At 70.3% G+C, this 20582-nt stretch carries 15 protein-coding genes; 3 read left to right on the top strand and 12 right to left on the bottom strand.

All coding sequences use genetic code 11. The annotated features are described in order from the left end of the window. Positions 1 to 4: 4 nt before the first annotated feature. The gene (locus ACFOWE_RS02745) at positions 5 to 1015 is read right to left on the bottom strand and encodes an NAD-dependent epimerase/dehydratase family protein (protein ID WP_377285146.1); all 1011 of its coding nucleotides are present in this window, start codon (positions 1013 to 1015) and stop codon (positions 5 to 7) included. 4 nt (positions 1016 to 1019) lie between these two features. Further along, on the bottom strand, positions 1020 to 2369 hold the full coding sequence (locus tag ACFOWE_RS02740) for a nucleotide sugar dehydrogenase (protein ID WP_377285145.1): 1350 nt from the start codon (positions 2367 to 2369) through the stop codon (positions 1020 to 1022). Between the two features lie 199 nt (positions 2370 to 2568). On the opposite strand from ACFOWE_RS02740, the gene ACFOWE_RS02735 reads away from it, so the two are divergent. Continuing rightward, the gene (locus ACFOWE_RS02735; RefSeq protein WP_377285144.1) at positions 2569 to 3981 is read left to right on the top strand and encodes an NDP-hexose 2,3-dehydratase family protein; all 1413 of its coding nucleotides are present in this window, start codon (positions 2569 to 2571) and stop codon (positions 3979 to 3981) included. Positions 3982 to 4161: 180 nt separating this feature from the next. Here the strand turns inward: ACFOWE_RS02735 and ACFOWE_RS02730 are convergent, their stop codons facing one another. From ACFOWE_RS02730 to ACFOWE_RS02700, 7 genes are all read right to left on the bottom strand, one after another. Next, a complete protein-coding gene (locus tag ACFOWE_RS02730; RefSeq protein WP_377285143.1) occupies positions 4162 to 5283 on the bottom strand; it encodes an acyltransferase family protein in 1122 nt (373 codons plus the stop codon). Between the two features lie 200 nt (positions 5284 to 5483). Then, positions 5484 to 7952 (bottom strand): class I SAM-dependent methyltransferase, encoded by a 2469-nt coding sequence (locus ACFOWE_RS02725; RefSeq protein ID WP_377285142.1) that lies wholly within the window; start codon positions 7950 to 7952, stop codon positions 5484 to 5486. 344 nt (positions 7953 to 8296) lie between these two features. Beyond that, on the bottom strand, positions 8297 to 9916 hold the full coding sequence (locus ACFOWE_RS02720) for an MFS transporter (RefSeq protein ID WP_377285141.1): 1620 nt from the start codon (positions 9914 to 9916) through the stop codon (positions 8297 to 8299). Between the two features lie 121 nt (positions 9917 to 10037). After that, on the bottom strand, positions 10038 to 11420 hold the full coding sequence (locus tag ACFOWE_RS02715; protein ID WP_377285140.1) for an FAD-binding oxidoreductase: 1383 nt from the start codon (positions 11418 to 11420) through the stop codon (positions 10038 to 10040). A 107-nt stretch (positions 11421 to 11527) separates the two neighbouring features. Next, positions 11528 to 12379 carry an LLM class F420-dependent oxidoreductase gene (locus ACFOWE_RS02710; RefSeq protein ID WP_377285139.1) on the bottom strand — a complete coding sequence of 284 codons (852 nt, stop codon included), beginning with the start codon at positions 12377 to 12379 and terminating at the stop codon, positions 11528 to 11530. Next, positions 12376 to 13617 carry a cytochrome P450 family protein gene (locus ACFOWE_RS02705; RefSeq protein WP_377285138.1) on the bottom strand — a complete coding sequence of 414 codons (1242 nt, stop codon included), beginning with the start codon at positions 13615 to 13617 and terminating at the stop codon, positions 12376 to 12378. The genes ACFOWE_RS02710 and ACFOWE_RS02705 overlap by 4 nt, the downstream gene beginning before the upstream one ends. 16 nt (positions 13618 to 13633) lie before the next feature. After that, the gene (locus tag ACFOWE_RS02700; protein ID WP_377285137.1) at positions 13634 to 15148 is read right to left on the bottom strand and encodes an FAD-binding oxidoreductase; all 1515 of its coding nucleotides are present in this window, start codon (positions 15146 to 15148) and stop codon (positions 13634 to 13636) included. Positions 15149 to 15350: 202 nt separating this feature from the next. On the opposite strand from ACFOWE_RS02700, the gene ACFOWE_RS02695 reads away from it, so the two are divergent. Further along, a complete protein-coding gene (locus ACFOWE_RS02695; RefSeq protein WP_377285136.1) occupies positions 15351 to 16697 on the top strand; it encodes an extracellular solute-binding protein in 1347 nt (448 codons plus the stop codon). Positions 16698 to 16817: 120 nt separating this feature from the next. Here ACFOWE_RS02695 and ACFOWE_RS02690 read toward each other — a convergent pair whose 3' ends face one another. Beyond that, the gene (locus ACFOWE_RS02690; RefSeq protein ID WP_377285135.1) at positions 16818 to 17498 is read right to left on the bottom strand and encodes a DUF2306 domain-containing protein; all 681 of its coding nucleotides are present in this window, start codon (positions 17496 to 17498) and stop codon (positions 16818 to 16820) included. 12 nt (positions 17499 to 17510) lie between these two features. Beyond that, on the bottom strand, positions 17511 to 18566 hold the full coding sequence (locus ACFOWE_RS02685) for a DUF2855 family protein (RefSeq protein WP_377285134.1): 1056 nt from the start codon (positions 18564 to 18566) through the stop codon (positions 17511 to 17513). Between the two features lie 209 nt (positions 18567 to 18775). Between ACFOWE_RS02685 and ACFOWE_RS02680 the strand changes: the two genes are divergently transcribed. Further along, positions 18776 to 19969, top strand: a complete 1194-nt coding sequence (locus tag ACFOWE_RS02680; RefSeq protein ID WP_377285133.1) for an acyltransferase family protein — start codon at positions 18776 to 18778, stop codon at positions 19967 to 19969. A 273-nt stretch (positions 19970 to 20242) separates the two neighbouring features. Here the strand turns inward: ACFOWE_RS02680 and ACFOWE_RS02675 are convergent, their stop codons facing one another. Further along, positions 20243 to 20578, bottom strand: a complete 336-nt coding sequence (locus tag ACFOWE_RS02675; protein ID WP_377285132.1) for a YciI family protein — start codon at positions 20576 to 20578, stop codon at positions 20243 to 20245. Between the last annotated feature and the right edge of the window lie 4 nt (positions 20579 to 20582).

Genomic DNA, 20582 nt, shown 5'->3' with positions numbered 1-20582 from the left:
CTCCTCAGGCGGTCGTCACCGCAGGTGACCTTCCCGGTTCGACGCCGCTGTCCGGCAGGGCGAGCCACCACGGATTCCGCCGCGCCCACTCGATGGTCCTGGCCAGTCCTCCGCGCAGATCCGTCGTGCACCGCCAGCCGAGAACCCGCCTGATCTTCCCGGTGTCCGGCACCCGCCTGCGCAGATCCTGGTAGCGGTCGCCGAGCCGTTCCCCGGTCCGCACCGGCACCGCCGCCGCCGTGCCGGTCAGCTCCGCGATCATCGCGCTCAGCTCCGCCACCGTCGTCTCGACCGAGCTGCCGACGTTGAAGCACTCGCCGTCGGCGGTCTCGCTGGTACCTGCGGCGATCGTCGCGTCGATCGCGTCCCGGACGAAGGTGAAGCACCTCGTCTGGCCGCCGTCGTCGTAGATCACCTGCGGCTGCCCGTTGAGGGCCCGGTGGATGGACCGGCTGACGACGAACGCGGGCCGTTGCCGCGGGCCGTACACGTTGAAGTAGCGCACGACGGCCGCCCTGAGCCCGCGGTCGCGGGCGAAGGCGAAGGTGAGGTGCTCGCCCAGCGCCTTGCTGGAGGAGTAGCACCACCGGTCCACGGCGGTGCTGCCCAGCACCCGGTCGTCGTCCTCGCGCCAGGGCACGGCGGGGTTCTTGCCGAAGACCTCGCTGGTGCTCGCGACCACGACCTTCGCGCCCACGCCGGCGCAGAGGTCCAGGACGTTCCGGGTGCCGAGGAGGTTGATGTCGATGACGTCGACCGGACTGGAGAGGTAGCGGTCGACGCCGACGACGGCGGCCAGGTGGTAGACGACGTCGATGCCGCCGGTCACCACCGTGGCCAGCCGGGACGCGTCCCGGATGTCGCCGTCGACGTACCGGACCGCGGGCGACGGGGACTGGTCGGGCGGCGGCGTCCCGCCGTCGAACACGACGACCTCGTCGCCCCGCCGGACCAACTCGTCGACGAGGTGGCTGCCCAGGAACCCGCACCCGCCCGTGACCACGACCCGTGCCATGCCGCTACCTGCCGATCCCGCGATAGGTGTAACCGTGCCGCCGGAGGGACTCGATGGTCCGGCGCGGATAGTGGGCACGGCCGTCGACGATGGCGCACCCGGGTGCCACGGACTCCCGCAGCGCGGCGAAGTCGATCTCCTCGAACGCGTCGTGCCACGCCAGTACGGCGATGCAGTCGGCCCCGGCCAGCGCCTCCCCGGCCGTCTGGACCGGTACCAGGTCGAAGAGCTTCTTGACCTCGCCGGGGTCCGCGAGCGGGTCGTGGACGGCCACCTCCGCGCCGGCCTGCCGGAGCGCGGCCACGACCTGCAGGGCGGGGGTGGCGCGCAGGTCGCCGGTGTTGTTCTTGAAGGCCACCCCCAGCACCGCGACCTTCGCGCCGTCCAGCCGCTTGCCGATCCCGGCCAGCTCCTCGGCGATCAGGCCGACGGTGTAGCCCGGCATGGAGTCGTTGACCTCCCGGGCGACGCCGATCGTGTCCAGCCGGATGCCGCGGTCCCGGGCCGCCCGCCAGACCATCCAGGGGTCCTTGGTGAGGCACGATCCGCCGACGCCCACACTCGGCAGCAGGATGTTGACGTTCCCCGAGCCCTTGGGCATCGTGTTGGCCGCGTTGATCACCTCCAGCACGTCGACGTCCAGCGCGCCGCACAGCTTGGCCAGCTCGTTGGCCATCGCGATGTTGTGGTCGATCCACCAGTTGCCGGCCAGCTTCACCATCTCGGCGCTCTCCGCCGACCCGCAGTCGATGATCTCGACGCCGATCGTCCGCTGCCAGAACCGCGCCGCGGCCGCCGCGCTCTCACCGCACAGGCCGCCCACGATGATGGGGAACGTGCGCAGCTCGCGCAGGGCGTGGCCCTCGGAGAGCCGTTCGGGGCAGAAGGCCAGGCCGAAGTCCTCGCCGGCCACCAGGCCGCCCGCCTCCAGCAGCGGGGCGACCAGGTTCCTGGTCGTCCCCGGCGGCACCGTGCTCTTGACGATGACGAGCTGGCCCTCGCGCAGCCGTTTGGCGATTTCCGCGCACGCGTTCCGCAGGTACTCGTCGACGAGCTCGGTGCCGCGAACCGGTGTGCCCACAGCGATGATCACCACGTCCACGTCGGACACCAGGTCGTAGTCGGTGCTGACACGCAGGCGGCCGGAGTCCAGGCCGTCGCACAGCAGCTCCGCCAGCCCCGGCTCGCTGAACGCGCAGCGGCGTCGCGCCAGGCCGGCCACCAGCTCGGGATCGACGTCGATCCCGACGACGTCCACGCCCCGTTCGGCGAGCACCGCAGCGATGGGCGATCCCACATATCCCATTCCGATTACCGCGGCCGAGGTATTTCCCTGATCAGACAGGAATTCCATGGGTCACCCACTCTCAGGAATACGTCGTGCCGGTGCCGTATCAGCGTGCCAACCGGAAAGCCGCCGACGCATCTCCTGCGATGCTGTGAATTCCCGGCCCCCACCGCCCGGCACCGTCCATCCGCAACTCACAAGATGCACCGCGGAATCCGGCCGTAGGAGCATGCACGGAGTCACACCGACCAAGGGGGGCCATACGGTGCCTGCGCGACTCCACCAGCTCAGCACGGCGACGTCCGCCGACCTCACCGCCCGTGTCGCCGCCTCGGCACTGGCGACCGAGTCCCGGATGAGCCCGGACGTCGACGGCTGGCTCGCCGAGAAGAGGAACCAGCCGTTCGAGAGCACGCGCCTGGCGCTGGCCCGGCTGACGGATCCGGACGGCTGGTACTTCGCCCCCGGCACGGGGAACCTGGAGCATCGCAGCGGCCGGTTCTTCAGCGTGGAGGGACTGCACGTCCAGGTCGGCCGCGCGCACGGGGACGGGCACGACCGAGAATGGTGGCAGCCCATTCTCGTGCAGCGGGACATCGCCATTCTCGGGATAATCGCCAAGGAATTCGACGGCGTCCTGCACTTCCTGCTGCAGGCCAAGATGGAGCCCGGGAACCTGCACATGGTGCAGCTGTCGCCCACGGTGCAGGCGACGTCCAGCAACTACACCCGGGTGCACGGGGGAAGACCCGCCCGCTACGTCGAGTACTTCACCGAACCGGGCATGGGCCGGGTCCTCGTCGACGTCCTGCAGTCGGAGCAGGGAGCGTGGTTCCATCTCAAGCGGAACCGGAACGTCGTCGTGGAGGTCACCGGTGACGTGCCCGTCCACGACAACTTCTGCTGGCTGACGCTCGGGCAGATCCGTGCGTTGCTCCGGCGGCCCAACGTCGTCAACATGGACGCACGGACGGTCCTCGCGTCCCTGCTCAGCGTCGGCGGCGCCTCGGCCGGCGATCCGGAGCCCGGCGGCCTGCACACGATGACGGAGGTCCTCAGCTGGTTCACCGGCCGCAAGAGCCACCACGAGCTGTCCGCCCGGCTGGTTCCGCTGGACTCCCTGGTGGGATGGCACCGGGACGACGAGAGGATCCTCTCCGAGGACGGCAGGCACTTCAGCATCGTCGGCGTCCGGGTCCACGCCCGGACGCGCGAGGTGCACAGCTGGAAGCAGCCGCTCCTCGCGCCCCACGGTCCGGGCCTGGCGGGACTCGTGGTCCGCCGCATCGGTGGGAGACTGCACGCGCTGGTGCGCGCGGAGGTCCTGCCGGGATACCGCGACACCGTGGAGCTCGGTCCCACCGTGCGGTTCATGATGAACGACTACGCGGACACCCCGGCGGACCGGCGCCCGGAGTTCCTCGACTACGTGCTGTCGGCGCGCGGGGGAGTGCGTTACGACGTCGTGCAGTCGGAGGAGGGGGGGCGTTTCCTCCACGCCGAGACCCGCTATCTCGTGGTGGAGGCCGGTGACGACTTCCCGCTGCGGGTGCCGGCGGACTTCGCCTGGATCTCGTTCGACCAGCTCCTGGCCCTGCAGCGGCACAGCTACTACCTCGGCGTCGAGGCGCGGACCCTGCTGCTGTGCCTCCTGCTGCTGTGCCTGGGGAATCTGTGACGGAGAGGCGAATCCGCCGAGAGGCCCGGTGAGAGGCACCGTCTCACCGGGCCTCTCGCTGTGAACCGTCCCCGCCGGTCCTCCCGTCCCTGCCGCCCCCTCCCCGCGACCGGGGCGGGACAGGAAAGGCGGCGGCCCGGTCGTCGCCGGGCCGCCGCCTTTCCGGCCGTGGTCAGGTCCTCACCGCAGGACCTTCTCCCCTTCGAGCTCGCCCTCGGACGGGGCGGGGGCGGCGGGTGCCGGACGCCGGCGCCGGGAGGTGGCGAAACGCCGGAACATCGGGTCCTCGACGAACCTGAACTGCACCCAGGCGATGGCCAGCGTGACCAGGATGAGCGCCCCCAGCACGAGCCAGCCGACGGGCGCGCTCCAGCCCTCGGGCGTGCCGAGCAGCTGGCGGGCGTAGACGATGATCATGTAGTGCCAGATGTAGAAGGCGTAGGACAGGTCTCCGAGCTTGACCATCGGACGGCTGCCGAGCCAGCCGGCGCGGCTCCCGACGTCCCGGGTGGCGGCCGTGAGGATGATGAGGCCGACGGGGACGAGGTGGACGGCGGCCATGTTCAGCCGCTCGGGGATCAGCGGGGACAGGGCGAAGACCGCGACGAAGAGCGCCACGGCGGCGCCGAAGTTCACCGGGACCCTCCTGCCCGTGATGACGATCCTGGCCAGGATCATGCCGAAGACGAACTCCAGCATCCGGAACGGCGGGAACTGCTGGATCACCCACATCTCCAGCTCCGGCCAGCCGAAGCCCTCGATGGGCTTGGACGGGGGCAGCAGCAGCGGAGCCAGCAACGGCACCGCGAAGCTCGCCGCCACCACCCCTCCGGCCCACGCCCACAGCCGCTCGGGCCTGATCCGGTCGACCAGGCGGATGAGCAGCGGGAAGCACAGGTAGAAGAACAGCTCGGCCGAGAGAGACCAGGTCGGCGGGTTGAAGGCGATCCGGGTCATCAGGTCGGGGCTGAACGCCTGCAGCCCCAGGACGTGCCGCACCAGGGTCCCCAGATCGGTGGGCGTGTCGAGCAGCAGGCCGAGCACCAGGGCGTAGACGGCCAGCGTGGTCCAGTAGTTGGGGAAGACCCGGAAGAAGCGGCGCCGCCAGAACGTCGGGGCGGTGTCGGCCGGCCGGCGCGCCCAGGTCATGACGAAGCCGCTCAGCACGAAGAAGTACACCAGCGCGGCCCAGCCGGCGTGGAAGATCAACCCGGTGTACTCGTACTGGAAATTGGAGGCGAACAGGGCGCCGCCGAGGAGGGCATGGGTGAGGAAAACCAGCAGCGCGGCGATGAAACGCATTCCCGTGAGAGTTTCCAGACGGGATGATCGCGCGCTCGGCAGGACATCGTTCTGCGACGTTTTCTGTACCATCGGACGGCACTTTCTCGGAGTCTCGGATCGATCGTCGGGTTCCGGCTGCGCACCCCGAGTCCGCAGCCGTTCCCCCTAGTCGACTATCACTTCCCGCTGCGACCGCCACATCTTCATGAATGCGATTGTCATCGAATTCTCCTGAAACGGCCGATCGTCCATTCGATGTTGAGGCCGAGGGCCGTCCCCGCCGGGCCGCTCATCAACTCGGGAAGCACGCGCTCGCGCATGAGGTGGTGGATGACGGCCTCACGCAGGCTCCGATCGGTGATCTCCGACAGGTACTCGGCCTGGTTCGCGGGAACGAGCGCGGTCATCAGGCACTCCTCCGCCAGGATCTCGTAGGCGCGTTCCTCGACGGCGCCCTGGAAGCGGGACGCCAGCGCCGCGGCCACCGACGCCCGGGTCTGCGGGGTGGGCAGGATCCTCTTGTCGGCGCGACGCTGGGCGGCCTCCCGGGCGCTGGGCCGTACCTGTGACACCGCCTCCCGGAGCACGGGTGCCAGGGTGCGCGGTTCGGGGGAGTCGAGCGCGGCGAGCCAGTACCGGCGCAGCAGGCGGTTGGAGTCGTGGAAGAGCAGGGAGTAGGGGCCGGTGGGGCCCAGATCGGGCGAGTTGAAGGCCAGCAGGCCACCGGGCCGCAGGACATCGGCGATGGAGGCGGCGGCGTGCCGCATGGCCTCCTCCGTGAGGAGGTGGAACACCATGTTGGCCATCACGACATCCACCTGGTCTCCGCCCGTGACATCGATCAGCGGGCGGAAGGCGCCGCCGGCGCGGAGCGCGTGGAACCGGGTCCACGGGTGCTCGCCCAGCAGTTCGTAACCCTTGGCGAACCAGGTCGTGGGGATGTCGACCAGGTGCAGTTCGAAGGTGGCTCCCCGGTCGGCCAGGCGCCGCTCGACCTCGTGCGAGACGCATGCCTTGATCAGCTCTATCGAGGCCAGGCCGGTCCCCGCTCCGTAGTCGAGCACCCGGACGGTCTCGCCGGGCCGGACGGCCGCGATCCGCTCCTCGACGGCCTGGAGCGTGTCGCGGACCACGATGCCGGTGGCACCCGAGCTCCAGCTGCGCGGATGGGTGAGGTCACCATCGGTGAAGAGCAGCCGGTGCAGGCTCTCGCCGTCGGTGAGATCGATGTCCGGGGTGGGCCGCCACGTGTCACGGCGTTCCGTGGAGACCCGCGGCGGCGCCGGCTGCACGGGCACCAGGCGGTTGAGGGACACCGCGACGAAAGGCCGGGTGGTCGGATAGCGGCGCTCGAGGTGGCTGACGGGCTGGAGCCCGGCCAGCCGCAGGCACCGCATGTAGGCCGGGTACTCCATGGGGTACTGGTGCGACAGCCCGTGGTAGGCGTCGAAGGCCACCGAGTGCAGGGCCCCGAGGTGCCGCCGGGTCACGTGCGGCGGGACGCAGTGGCCCTCCAGGACGACGAGCCCGTGCCTGCCCACGTGCGGCACCCACCTCCGGAAGTGGGCGACCAGGTCCGCCTCCACCTCCGCGGCGCTCAGCGCGCGGCCGTCCGGGGCCACGTAGGCGCCGGTCGACCAGCCGGGCACGTCGTCGCGCGGCCCCCCTCCGATGTAGGTGCGGTCGTGGTCGAGGAAGGAGCGGATGTGCAGCCCGTCCTCCATCGCCAGCCCGTGGGCCGCCAGCTGCGCGGACAGAGCGTCGGGGTCGCTGATGTCGCCCAGCAGCAGCAGCGGATCCCGCACCCCGGCCGCCTCGAGTACGGCTCGTGCCGAGTCGAGGGCGACGCTGCTGGCGTCGATGCCGACGTAGCGGACGCCGTCCCCGAACAGGCCGTGGAGGTGGGCCAGCCAGCTGCCGTCCCCGCAGCCCATGTCGGCGATGAAGGAAGGGCACGGATCACGGCTGAAGATCTCCGCGAACACCGGATCCGCCTCCGTGAAATAGCGCCGGTGCGCGGCGGCGCTGGCCTCGACGTTCAGCCGGCGCTGGCAGTGCCACTCGCCGTCGCCCGGCCGGACGAGCAGGTCCCCGCGGCAGAGGTCCTCGAGCCGGGCCAGCATCGGCAGGTAGGAGCCGACCATCCCGAGGTGGTCGACCATCTTCAGCCCGGCACGCCCGAACGGGGTCCAGGACCCGTCCCCGTCGAGCCAGCCGAGCATGGCCAGCAGTCGCGCGACGTCGCCCTCGGGCCGTTCGAGCCGTCCCGAACCGCGCAGCGACAGCAGCGCGGGCGCGGCGAGCACGCCGTCCAGGTGCGCGGTGACCACGTCCTCGGGATCTGCGGTGGTCCGCCAGTACTCGTGCGCCTTGAGCAGGTCCGAGAAGGCCTTACCGGTGGCGGGGTCCCAGGGGTGCGCCCAGGAGTCGGGGGCGTTGTCGGCGAATCGGGCGAGGAACCGTCCGCCGGCGACGTAGCGCTCGCGGTGCCGCTGCGCGGCCCAGCCCTCGTCGGTCCACTTCAGCGTCTCCTCGTCCAGCCAGCCGACGGCGGCGAGAGCGCGCCAGGCGACGCGGACGTATCCCGTGTCCAACCGATCGATCCCGCCCTGCGAGTCCAGCAGGCCCAGCGCATCGAGCGCGCGGACCGCGGAGGAGAGCATCACACCGTCCTGATAGAGGAACATGGTCCGGCGGACCGATTCCCGGTTCACATCGGTGGACTGCGTACGGGGCGGCGCGGCAGTTATCAATTGAAATCCTCCCTCGACTAGCCCTGTTACGATCGCAACGCCGTCTCCTCCGGCACAACTCCTCCGTTGCGTGATCCGAATCGGATAATTCGCCGGGCACGAAAGAAGAAAGGCGCCGAACGGATCGGCGCCTTTCCCGGGCGTGGCGGTCCGGCGGACGGCCCGCACGGTTTCCGCGGTTCATCCGGTCGGAGGCGGTCGCCCTTTCCGGAAGCGGTCGCTCTTTCCTGAGGCGGCCGCTCTTTCCTGAGAGGTTCCCGCGGCGCGGAGGCGGTTCCCTACGTCTCGGAGAACACGGGCCGCTCCTTCACCTCCTCCGCGGCCCCTTCAGCGGCCGGCTCCTCCGCAGGGCCCGCGGCGGCGGTCTCGCCCGTGGGCGGCACGTGCCGCATCGTGGTGACGGCGAGGACCGCCAGACCGATGATGATCCCCGCGCTGACCCACGCCGTCGTGCTCAGCGCGCTGGTGAGAGCGCCGTGCGCCGCCTCGGTCAGGCTCTCGGCCAACGGCCCGCCGCCGAGCCGCTGCACGGCCGTCGCGGCCCCGGGCGCGCTCTCCTGGGCGGCCGCCGCCACATCGGCGGGGAGCCCGGAGGGCATCGTGCCCTCGATCTCGGAGCGGTAGACGGACATGCCCAGCATGCCGACCACGGCCACCCCCGTCGCCGCCCCGAACTCGGAGGACGTCTCGTTCACCGACGCCGCGGCGCCGGCCTTCTCCAGCGGCACCGAGCCCATGATCATGCTGGCGCTCAGTCCCGCCGCCGGGCCGATGCCCGCCGCGACCGCGACCAGGCCCGGGATCAGGAACCCCAGGCCGCCGCTCGCGTCGACCTGGGCGACCAGCGAGTAGCCGGCGGCGACGAGGAGCAGCCCTCCCGTGATGATGTACGCAGGACGGTACTTCTGCGCCAGGAGCGGGCCCACCTGGAGGCTGACCAGGGTCGCGATGCCCATCGGGATCGTCCAGAGCGCGGCGTTCAGCGGTGTCAGCCCCGCCACCAGCTGCAGGTACATATAGACGAACAGGTACGCCCCGGACAGGAATCCGGAGAAGACGGTCATCGTCACGGCCGCGCTGAACGTGCGGTTGCGGAACAGGCTCACGTCCAGCAGCGGGTTGGCCAGGGCGGACTGGCGGCGCACGAAGACCACGAGGAAGACCAGGCCCGCGGCGATGGACAGCACCGCCGTGACGTCGAGGCCCTCCCGCGAGATCTGCTTGAGCCCGTAGACGAACGGCAGGACGGCCGCCAGCGAGAGCACCACGCTGGGCAGGTCGATCCGGCCGGCATCGGGGTTGCGGAACTCGGGCAGCGTCCTCGGCCCGACGGCCAGCAGGAGGACGGTGACCGGAACGGCCAGCAGGAACACCGACCCCCACCAGAGGAACTGCAGCATCACTCCGCCGACGACGGGGCCGAGGATCGTGCCGCCCAGGAAGCAGCCCATCCACACGCCGATCGCCATGGCCTGCTGCTTCGGGTCCTTGAACATGTGGGAGATCAGGGAGAGCGTCGACGGCATGAGCGTCGCACCGGCGATGCCCAGCAGCGCCCTGGCCGCGATGAGCATCACCGCGTCGGTGGAGAGGGCCGCCAGTACGGAGGCGGCGGCGAACGCCGTGGCGCCGATGAGCAGCAGGCGCCGGCGGCCGATGCGGTCACCGATGTTGCCCATCGTGACCAGGAGGCCCGCGATCATGAAACCGTAGATGTCGATGATCCACAGCTGCTGCAGGCTGGAGGCGCCCAGGTCGGCGCTGAGGTGGGGGAGCGCCATGTAGAGCACGCTCATGTCCAGGGCCAGCAGGACGGTGGGCAGGGCCAGGACGGCCAGACCGATCCATTCCCGCCGTCCGGCTCGCAGGCTCAGCTCTCCTTCGGGAGGCGTGTGCACGGATGCTCCTTTCTGCCGTCGTTCGAGTGCCGGAAGAGGCAGCACCGGTGTCCGGGGGGCCGTTCCGTGCCCGGCCGGGGCGCCTCTGCCCGCTTCTCCGTACGTGCGCGGCGAGGTGCCGCTAATCGGACGCGGGCGGGATGTTCTGGTTCAGGCGGAACAGGTTGGTGGGGTCGTACTTCGACTTGATCTTGGCGAGGCGCTCGTAGGTGCCGCCCGGGTAGGCCGCCCTGATCCGCTCCTCGCCCTCGTTGAGCAGGAAGTTGACGTAGACGCCGTCGTCGCTCTGCTTGAGCGAGGCCGCGAAGTCGGCCACCCAGGCGGCGTGCCGGTCGCCCTCGGAGGGGTCCGCGTAGATGGCGGCCAGGTTGACCATGATGCGGCTCCTGCGGTGGGCGAACGCGGTGGCGTCGGACGGCACCCGGGCCATCGCCCCGCCCAGGACCCGCAGCTGCGTCGCGGCCATCAGCGCCGTCGAGGACTTGATGCGCTCGACGATGGTCTCGGCGACCGCGAGGTCGACGTGGTCGATGAACAGGTTGACGGAGGCGGCGAGGGGGTACATCTCCTCCTCCTCCGGATACATGCCGGAGTACGGCATGGCCTCCACCATGTCGGCCAGCGGGGTGGCGATGGCCCGGAAGGGCGCCAGGACCCGCTCACCCTCCTCGGCCGGGCCCGCGTAGCAGATCATGGCGAAGATGACCGGCGTGCCGTGGAGCTCCTCGGGCAGGAAGGGCATCGGCGGGGCCGGCATGATGTTCGCGATCGTGGACAGCTCCTCGGGGGCCGCGTCGGCCTCCTCGACGAAGGCGACGATGGCCTCGGGGGTCGCGGGCAGGATCAGGAAGCCGCCGTAGATGCCCTTCAGCTCGTGCAGGCGGAACTTGAACCGGGTGACCACGCCGAAGTTCCCGCCGCCGCCGCGGATCGCCCAGAACAGGTCCGGGTGGTTCTCCTCGTCGACGTGGAGGATCCGCCCGTCGGCCGTGACGATCTCGGCGGCCAGCACGTCGTCGACGGTGAGGCCGTGCTTGCGCACGAGATAGCCGATGCCCCCGCCCAGGGTGATGCCGCCGATGCCCACGGTCCCGGTGTCCCCGAACCCGGTGGCCAGGCCGTGCTCCCCGACCGCGACGGTGTACTCCCCGGCCGTCAGGCCGGTCTGCGCCCACGCCGTCCGGCCCTCGACGTCGATGTCCAGTGCCTTCATGGCGGTCAGGTCGAGGCAGATGCCCCCGTCGGAGACGCCGTGGCCCACCCCGCTGTGCCCCCCGCTGCGGACCGACAGCTCCGTGCCGGTCTCCCTGGCGAGCGTGACGATCCGGGAGACCTGGGCGGCGTCGGCCGGCCGGATGACGACCGCCGGCCGGTGGTCGACCCCACCGGTCTGCACGGCGCGGGCCTTGTCGTACTCGGCGTCACCGGGCTTGATGATCTGCCCGTACAGCGCGGGGTCGAGCTCGTCGACGACGAACGACCCGGATTCTACGGTTGTTGTCACGAGGTGGACTCCTTCTTCAGGCAGGCTTCACAGACGACTCAAGCGGGAGCACCCGGACCCTCGCACCTTCGAGGATGCGCAAGCCGGCTCCCGCCAGTCCCGTCCTGTCACGACACCGCGGGCACCACGTGTTCGCCGACGAGCTCCACCTGCCGTGCCGGGTCGGGTCCGGAGACGATCCCGATGGCCGTCTCGATCCCGGCCGCCTCCAGCTTGCGCAGCTCTTCGACCAGCGCGCCGGGATCCCCCGCGTCGAAGGGCAGGATGCAGGTCTTCTCGATCTCCTCGTAGTCGCGACCCTCGGCCGCGCAGTGGCCGCGCAGGACGTCGAGCCTGGTCTCCAGGTCGGGGCCGGCGTAGAGGTTGCAGGCGTCCGCGTAGCGGGCCACCAGGCGCAGCGTCGTGTCGCCGCCGCCACCGATCATGATCGCCGGGCGCGGCCTGGACGGGCTCTGCGGCAGGTTGAGCAGACGCCCCAGCCGGTAGTGGCGTCCCTCGAAGGGCTTCCCGGAGCCCTGCTCGCCCTCCCACATCCCCGCGCAGATCTGGAGCGTCTCCTCCAGCATCTGGAAGCGCCGGCTGAGGGAGGGGAACGGGATGCCCATGCCGGACGCCTCCGCCTCGTCCCATCCGACGCCGAGGCCGAGCATCGCCCGGCCGCCGGACAGCACGTCGAGCGTGGTCACGGTCTTGGCCAGGAGCGCCGGCGCGCGGAAGTGCACACCGGCCACCACCGGGGCGATGCGGCACCGCCGGGTGTGGGCGGCCAGGAACGACAGGACGGTGAAGCACTCCAGTTGCGGGGCCTCCGGGCCGCCGACGTGCGGCCCCTGCCAGAGGTGGTCGCCCACGCCGATCAGTGACAGGCCGCAGTCGTCACCGGCCCGCGCGATCCTGGCCAGTGTCTCGGCCGGGCCCGTCTCCCACGCGAAGTCCCCGATCACCACACCGATCTTCATGCCCGGCCTCCGGTCATCGCGGGTACGGTGAGCCGCACCGGCAGCGAGCGGTGACCGTTCATGATGAAGGTCGGCAGCGGCTGCAGCTCCTCGGCGGGCACCGCGAGGGACAGGTCCGGGAAGCGTTCGAACAGGGCGGACAGGCCGATCTCCCCGATCAGGCGCGCGATGCCCGCTCCGAGGCAGTAGTGCGGGCCGTACCCGAAGGAGATGTGCTCCTTGTCCGCGCGGGTGACGTCGAAGACGTCGGGGTCCCGGTGCAGGGCCGGGTCCCGCCCGGCCCCGGTGTAGTTGATGAGGATCGGCTCGCCCTTGCGGATGGTGACGCCGTCGAGCTCGATGTCGTCGGCCGCGAACCGCAGCGGAAGGCTGGCCAGCGGCGCCTCGGCGCGGAGCGTCTCCTCCAGGACCGCGCTCCACGGCACCCTGCCGCTGGTGACCATCTCGCGCTGCTCCGGATGGGTCAGCAGGGCGGTGGTGGCCTTGTCGAGGAAGTTGATCGTGGTCTCGGTCCCGGCGCCGAGGATGGCGAAGATCGTGTCGGCGAGCTCCGACTCGCCCAGCCGGCTGCCGTCCTCGTCACGGGCGGCGATCAGGTCGCTGGTGATGTCCTCGCCGGGATCGCGCCGCTTGGCCTCGATGAACTCGGCCATCGCGCCGCGCCAGCCCGCCAGGACCGCGGCGGCCTGCTCGGGGGTGGCGGTGGTGTCCACCATCAGCTCGATGACCACCGCCGTCTTGGCCAGCGCCGCCTCGTCCATCCCGATCAGGTCGGCCACCAGGCGGGCCGGGAGCGGGTAGGCGAAAGCCTCGCGCAGGTCCACCACCTCACCCGGCTCCCTGGCCGCCATCGCGTCGATGAGCTGGTTGGTCAGCTCCACGATGCGGGGCCTGATGGCCTGGATGCGGCGGGGCGTGAACGCCTTGCCGACCAGCCTCCGCAGCCGCAGGTGGTCCTTGCCCCAGGAGGTGGAGATGTTGTCCATCGCCACCCAGCTGATCAGCTCCCAGTCCGGCGGGATCTCGCCGCTGCCGAAGGCCGGCCAGTGGGCCCGGGCGCTCTTGGTGATCCGTGGATCGGTCAGCATCCGCCGGGCGGTCTCGTAGCCGTTCACCATCCAGGCCTTGACCCCCCCGGGCAGCTCGACCAGGGTGGCGGGGCCCTTGGCCCGCAGCGTGCGGGCTTCGGCGTGGATGTCCTTCCCCGTCACGTCGAGGACGTAGGGGCATGTGTCCATGAGAGTCTCCAAAGACCTAGTCGGGCAGCCTGATGGAAAGCGCGTGGCGGAACTCGTCCCGCGGGTCGTATCGCCTCTTGACCTCCTGCAGGCGCGGGTAGTTGTCCTTGTAGTACAGGTGGTGCCAGGGCACCCCCGAGGTGTTGAGCGCGGGGTCCGCCAGATCGGCGTCCGGATAGTTGATGTAGGCGCCGTCGCTGTGCTCGTCGGGCGCCGGCACTCCCCCGCTGTGGGCGTAGACGTCCTCGTACAGCTTCCGGATCAGGGCGATGTTGGTGTCGTCGTCGTCGGGACTCGACCAGGCGCCCAGATAGGCGGCCTTCAGGATCGAGTCGCGCTGCGCGGTCGCCGTGGCGTCGGGGGCGACGGCGTTGACCCGCCCGCCGTATCCGACGAGCAGCAGCTGGGTCGGGTTGTAGATCTCTCCGGTGAGGTGCCGGTGGATCGCCTCGATCTGGCGGTCGGTGTAGCCCCTGCGCAGATAGGCCGCCTTGATCTTGAAGCGGCGCGTGTCCGGGCCTCCGGGGTCGCCGTAGCCGGGATAGGCGGCGGCGTACAGCCACGGCTGGGTCTGGAGGTCGCGGACCACGGGCTCGGCGCCGACCCCGGCCGCGATGGCGTCCAGGAACTCGGTCATCAGCTGTTCCGCGCCCGGTGTCCCGGCGTCGATCTGGGCGCCCGCCATCAGCCCCGGAGGCACCGACCGGTGCGACCCGTGGAACCACGGGAACAGGTGTCTGGCAGGCGAGTCGGGGTCGCTGTTCTTCTCGCACCAGTCGCCGAAGTTCCGCATCATGGTGGTGAAGCCGGCCCGGTCGACCGAGTCCCACGACCAGACCGCCACGCCGCTGAGAGTCGCGGCCGGAGCCCTGGGCAGCAGTTCGGCGGGGTCCGCCGAGGTCACGCCGGGTGTGCGCATCCAGTAGCGGGTCACCACGCCGAAGTTGCCGCCGCCGCCGCCGGTGTGCGCCCACCACAGATCCCGGTGCGGGTCGCCGGGCTCGCGGCTGGCCGTCACGACCCTCGCCCTGCCGTCCTCCCCGACGACCACCACCTCCACCGCGTGGAGGTAGTCGACGACGGCGCCGTGGCTGCGCGACAGGGGGCCGAAACCGCCGCCGACGAAGTGACCGCCGGCTCCGACCTCGGGGCACATGCCGCCCGGCACGGTGACGCCCCAGCCCTTGAACAGGACCCGGTAGACGTGGCCCAGCGTCGCGCCGGCCTCGACGGCGAAGGCCCGTCGCTCGCTGTCGTAGTAGACGCGGGTCATCTCGGAGACGTCCAGCAGGACCTTGACCTCGGGGTCGGCGACGAAGTTCTCGAGACCGTGACCACCGCTGCGCACGGCGATCCGCCTGCCCTCGGCGACGGCCTCGTTCACCGCCTCGACGACCTGCTCGGTGGTGGTCACCACGCGGACGAAGTCAGGACTTCCAACGAATCTGTGATTCGTTCCGCGGAGCAGGCTCTCATATCTCGGATCGTCCGGAGTGATACGCGCAGACACAAGCGCCGGAACGTCGGTCATATCGATTCGTCCTCCAATGTCTGGGAACAGAGTGGCGCGCGGCGGCGGCACCGGCACCTTCCGTCGTGCTGACAACCGAGCAACGGGAGAGATGCGCGCCTCAGCAGAGGAACGGGACGATCGGCCTTTGGAGCATTTCTGCTGTCACGGGCCCGGCGGTCGGCCGCCGGGCCGGCCAGACATTCCGGAAAGGATTGCGCCGGTGGCCGAGGCGAATCGAACGGGCAGAATAGTCATCGATGCCCTTTTCTCCGAGTACACGTTCCCCAACTTCCTCGACCCCATCAAGAAACGTGCGGCGGAATTCGAGGAGCTCCACCCCGAGTACCGGATCAACGTGGGCAGCTTCTACTTCCAGAACCTCGCCGAGGAGATCTCGAAGGCGGCCCTGCAGGGCCGCACTCCGACCATGGCCTCCTACTACAGCGGCGCGACGCAGCTGGCGCGGGACACGCTCACCCGCGAGGGGAGGCCGCTCTACACCTCGGTGGAGAAGGCGATCGCCGGCCGCGAGGAGATCCTCGGCCACCCGGTCGTCCTGGACGACATGGTCGCCGCAGGCCGGGAGTTCTACACGATCGACGGCTCCTTCCAGGCCGTGCCGCTGACCCTGTCCACCATGCACATGTACACCAACACCACGCTGCTGAACGCGGCGGGCGTCCAGGAGGTCCCGCGCACCTGGCAGGAGGTCGAGACCGCCTGCCGGGCGATCGCCGAGCTGGAGAACGGCCCGTCACACGCCATCAGCTGGGCCAACGACGGAAAGTTCTTCCAGCACGCGCTGATCCAGCAGGGCGCGGCCCTCACCGACGCCGGCAACGGCCGCCACGGCCGCGCGAGGAACGTCGATCTCGCGTCTCCGGAGATGCTGGCCTATGTCATGTGGTGGTACCGGCTGTTCCGGGACGGCCACTACCTCTACACCGGCAAGGTCGAGGACTGGGCGGGCTCGGCCCGGGCCTTCGCCGAGCAGCAGGTGGTCTTCCGCTTCAGCTCCTCCTTCGACGCCCCCTACATGGTCAAGGCGGCCGAGGAGGCCGGATTCGAGATCCACGTCGGGCCGACCCCCCACAACGGCGACCTGCCGTACGGCGGGAACTGGATCGGCGGCGACGCCATGTGGCTGGCCGACGGGCTCGACGAGGCCACGCGGGACGGCGCCCTCGCCTTCATGCAGTACCTCAACAGCCCGCGCAACGCCGCCGAGTGGCACAAGGTGTACGGCTCCGCTCCCGTGACCTACCCCGCCATCGAGGTGCTGGAGCGGGAGGGCTGGTACGACGAGCACCCCTACCACCGCGCGGTGTCCGAGCAGCTGGAGAAAGCCGACCGGGCCCCCGGCTCGCACGGCCCGATCCTCGGGCACTTCGCGCAGATCCAGCACGCCATGATGGACGCCCTGGAGGACATCATGGGGCGCGGCCACGACCCGGTCGAGCGTTTCACCCGGGCCGCCGCCCAGGCCCGGGAACTCCTCGACCACTACGGCGCCGTCTGCGTCGGCACCGGACCGCGGCCCGGCCACTGCCTGCTCATCGACTGCTGAGACTGCCGAGACCGAGACTGCTGATCCGCGACGCGGCGGACACGGCGCGAGGGGCCGATGGGAAGATCCCATCGGCCCCTCGCTCTCGTGGCCGGCCGGTGACGGCGAGGTCGCGGCCGGTCAGCGGCCCCGGCCGGGAAGGCCCAGCGGACGGCCCGCCGTACGGTACAGCCACCACTGCACGAGCATGAGGTTGGCGACCCAGCCGATCCAGCGGGCTCCTTCGAGGAGGTAGTTGAAGTCGACCTCGATGCCGAGTGCCATGATGGTGTTGACGATCAGCACGCCCCAGACGTTGTTCATCACGATGGCGAAGCTGTAGAGCATGAACCTGCGGTGCAGCTCCCAGTTGCGCTTGCGGGCCCAGACGAAGCCGGCCACCGTGAAGCCGAACCACAGGAGCGTGGAGCAGGTCACGCCGATCTGGCCGACGACCGGGGCGAACCGGACGATGACCAGTCCGATCACCGCGGAGACCAGGGCGGAGACCACGTACACCCGGCCGCTGATCCGGTGGACGGCCGGATGACGGATCCGGATCCGCGGCCAGACCTGCAGGATGACCGTGAGCATCGCCAGCGTCCCGCCGATCATGTGGACCACCAGCAGCGGGTAGTACATCGGGAAACCGTCGTGCGCGGGAAGCGGCGCCGTCTCCTCGGGCACGTACGGCCTGATCTGGAAGACGAGGTAGGCGACCACGATCAGGGCGAGCGGGACGATCCACGGCCGGCGCCACCACGGCACCTGGGCGGACGGCGGAGCGGCCGGTCTGGTGATCTCGCGCGTGTCGAGTGCCACTGTGGGTCTCCTCTACGGGTGCAGGACGTGGCCGATGTTCGGTGACTGGTCGCCGGCGAGCAGCGAGCGGTAGGCCTTCCCGATCTCCTCCGGCCCCCGGCCGTTCCTCACGGTGAGCCACGGGACGGTGCTCTCCAGGAAGCGCTTCTCGGACGCGCCGTAGCGGGAGTAGTACGCCTGCGCCCCCTCCGTCTCCGCCTTGTCCCACTCGACGGCCGGGGTGAAGAAGACCTCCGCCTCGGGCCCTCGCAGCCCGTCGGGGGGCGGCACGGCGGCGGTGGGGTGGGTGAAGCCGATCAGCACGGTCGCGGCGAGGTCCTTCTCGTACGTCTCCGCGACCGCGAGCCGCGTCCCGGCGTCGCCCGTCAGGTCGACGAAGACGATCGGGCCCTTGACCGGGGGCCACTGGTCGTAGGGCGAGACCGTGTCGTACAGGCCCAGACCCTCCACGAACGAGGTGGCGGCCGTGATGCCCACCGTCGTCAGCTTGGACCCGCGGTGCGCCAGCTCCTCCACCAGGCCGATGGCCACCTTGCTGGAGGCGCTGGTGATGACGGCCGACACGGCGCCCTGCGCCTCCCGCGCGACGAGCAGGTCGGCGAGGTTGTACGCGGCCGGATAGACCGGGTGGAGGAGGGCCCGGCGGTCGTCCAGCCCGTCCGGCTCGGCCGCGAGCTCGAACGTCCAGTACCACGGGTGCAGGAAGTGCCGCGTGGGGGTCATGTCGGTGAAGCCGCGCGGCGTGACGGCCGGCCGCACCACGTGGTGCGTGGACATCGGCATGTAGCCGAAGTAGCGGGTGCCCACGCCGATCTCGGGGTGCCTGGACTCGACGACCCGGGCGAAGCCCCAGACGGGGACCCGTCCGTACCCCTCCGGCCCGGGGAAAGCGTCGAAGAACGGTATGTCCGACTCGCCGAACCGCGCGTACGTCGCGTTGTTCGTGGTCAGCCCGAACTTCTCGACGGCCAGGAGCACCTCACCGTCGTCCGGCTCGAGGGGGGATGCGGCACGAACCTCGATCGCTGACAGGTCGTCGCGCTTGACCACCAGATCCCATCTATCCAATTCGGCCACTGTCCTCTCGTGCACGGCGAGACTCCGCCTGGACTGCTACACGGGCCATCGTGCTTTCCCTCCTGAGCGCCCCACACCTTCAGGAATGCGGTCCCCGGTCAGGACGGCAACACCGCAAAATGGAATACGCGTGGCCTCTCCGAAAACGCGAACCTGGCTTCGTCTCCGATTCAGAGAGGACCTCCAGAGAGGACCACGCCATGCCGCCTTCCGGATTCACCGACCACCACTCCGGACACGCGCCATCACGACTGCCCTCCCTCACCGGGATGCGATTCGTCGCCGCGTTCACCGTGTTCGCCGTCCACGTACTGCTGACCCCGATATTCGCGGACAGGTCGCTGCAGATGTTCCCCGCCCCGGGGGAGACCGCCATGCTCCTGTGGCAGACGGGCTTCATGGGCGTCAGCTTCTTCTTCATCCTCAGCGGGTTCGTGCTGACGTGGTCGGTACGGCCCGGGCAGAGCACACGAGGATTCTGGCTCCGGCGGTTCTTCAAGATCTATCCGAACCACCTGCTGACTCTCGTCGCCGCGACCGTCCTGCTCGGCGGAGTCTCCCAGATGCCCCTCGACCTCACGGCGGGCGTCCTCAACGCGCTGCTGGTCCACTCGTTCTTCCCGCAGATGGAGATCTGGACCGCCTTCAACTCCGTCTCGTGGTCGCTGTCCAACGAGGCCTTCTTCTACCTCCTGTTCCCTCTGCTCTGGCTCGCCGTCGGCCGCATCCGGCCCGAGCGGCTCTGGCGCTGGGCGGGAGTCGTGGTCGGGGTGATCTTCACCGTTCCGCTGGTCGCACCGCTGCTGTTCGCCGACGGGCCGTGGGACCCGCTGACCCGCTCCCCGTACCTGGAGTTCTGGTTCACCTCCAAGTTCCCGCCCGTCCGCCTGCTGGAGTTCGTCTTCGGCATGATCCTGGCCCGGATCGTCCTGACCGGCAGGAAGGTCCCGCTGAACCTGGGCGCCTGGCTGCTCGTGACGGCCGTGGTCTTCTTCGTGGCGCCGTACCTCCCGCTGACGTATCCGCAGGTGGCGGCCATGGTGGTGCCGCTGGGCATGACCATCGCCACCGGCGCCCGCGCCGACCTGGCGGGCAGGCGCACCTGGCTGGCCGGTCGCCCCATGGTCTGGCTCGGCGAGATCTCCTTCGCCTTCTACATGTGCCACCTGCTCGTCCTGAACTACGGGCACATGCTGCTGGGCGGCGGCAGCTGGGACACCCCCGCCGCGCTCGGCATCGTGGCCCTGCTCTTCCTCGCCTCGCTGGCCGTGGCGTGGCTGATGTACACGCTGGTCGAGAAGCCCGTGATGCGCTTCGTCCGGTCTCGGCGGGCGGCGCGTACGGCGGAGCCGGCCGCGGCCGCGGAGCCGGTGGCCGTGTCGTCGTCCGGATGACCGGTCCCGGAAACCTGGACCATGATCGCTTGCGGGCATGAACGAGGGCGGCAGGGACGCGTACCGCGTCCCTGCCGCCCTCGCCGCGTCGTGACCGTCCCCGTCGCGTCGTGACCGCCCTCGCCGCGTCGTGACCGTCCCCGCTGCGTCGTGACCGTCCCCGTCGCGGCCCCGGGCACACGGCGAAGGACGCCGCCTCGCCACAGCCAGACGGCGTCCGGAACGGGCTGCGGGTCCGCGCGACCGCGTACGGGCGACCGCGCAGACCCGGCCTCACTCGCCCATGAGGGGCCTGATCTCCACACCGCCGCGCCAGGTCGCCGGGTTGTGCTTGGCCATCTCCATGGCGTGGTCGATGTCGTTCGCCTCGAGGACGGCGAATCCGCCGATCACGTACGGACCGTCCACGAACGCGCCGTCCTTCACGCCGCCGTCCCGGGAGACGGACTTGCCCTGCGTGCTGGGGTGCAGCGCGTAACCGGTGACGGGCTTGACGCCGATCTCGTCGACCTTGGCGGCGTAGGTCTCGTGCGCCTCCATCTCCTCCGGCGGCGCGCTCTCCCAGTCGCCGGGGGTCGGGGTGTACAGGATCATCGCGAACTGCGGCATGGGT

The sequence above is a fragment of the Planomonospora corallina genome (assembly GCF_042650625.1).
GTDB lineage: Bacteria > Actinomycetota > Actinomycetes > Streptosporangiales > Streptosporangiaceae > Planomonospora_B > Planomonospora_B corallina.
Note: the sequence above shows the minus strand (reverse complement) of the source record. Positions and strands in the feature narration are given on the sequence as shown.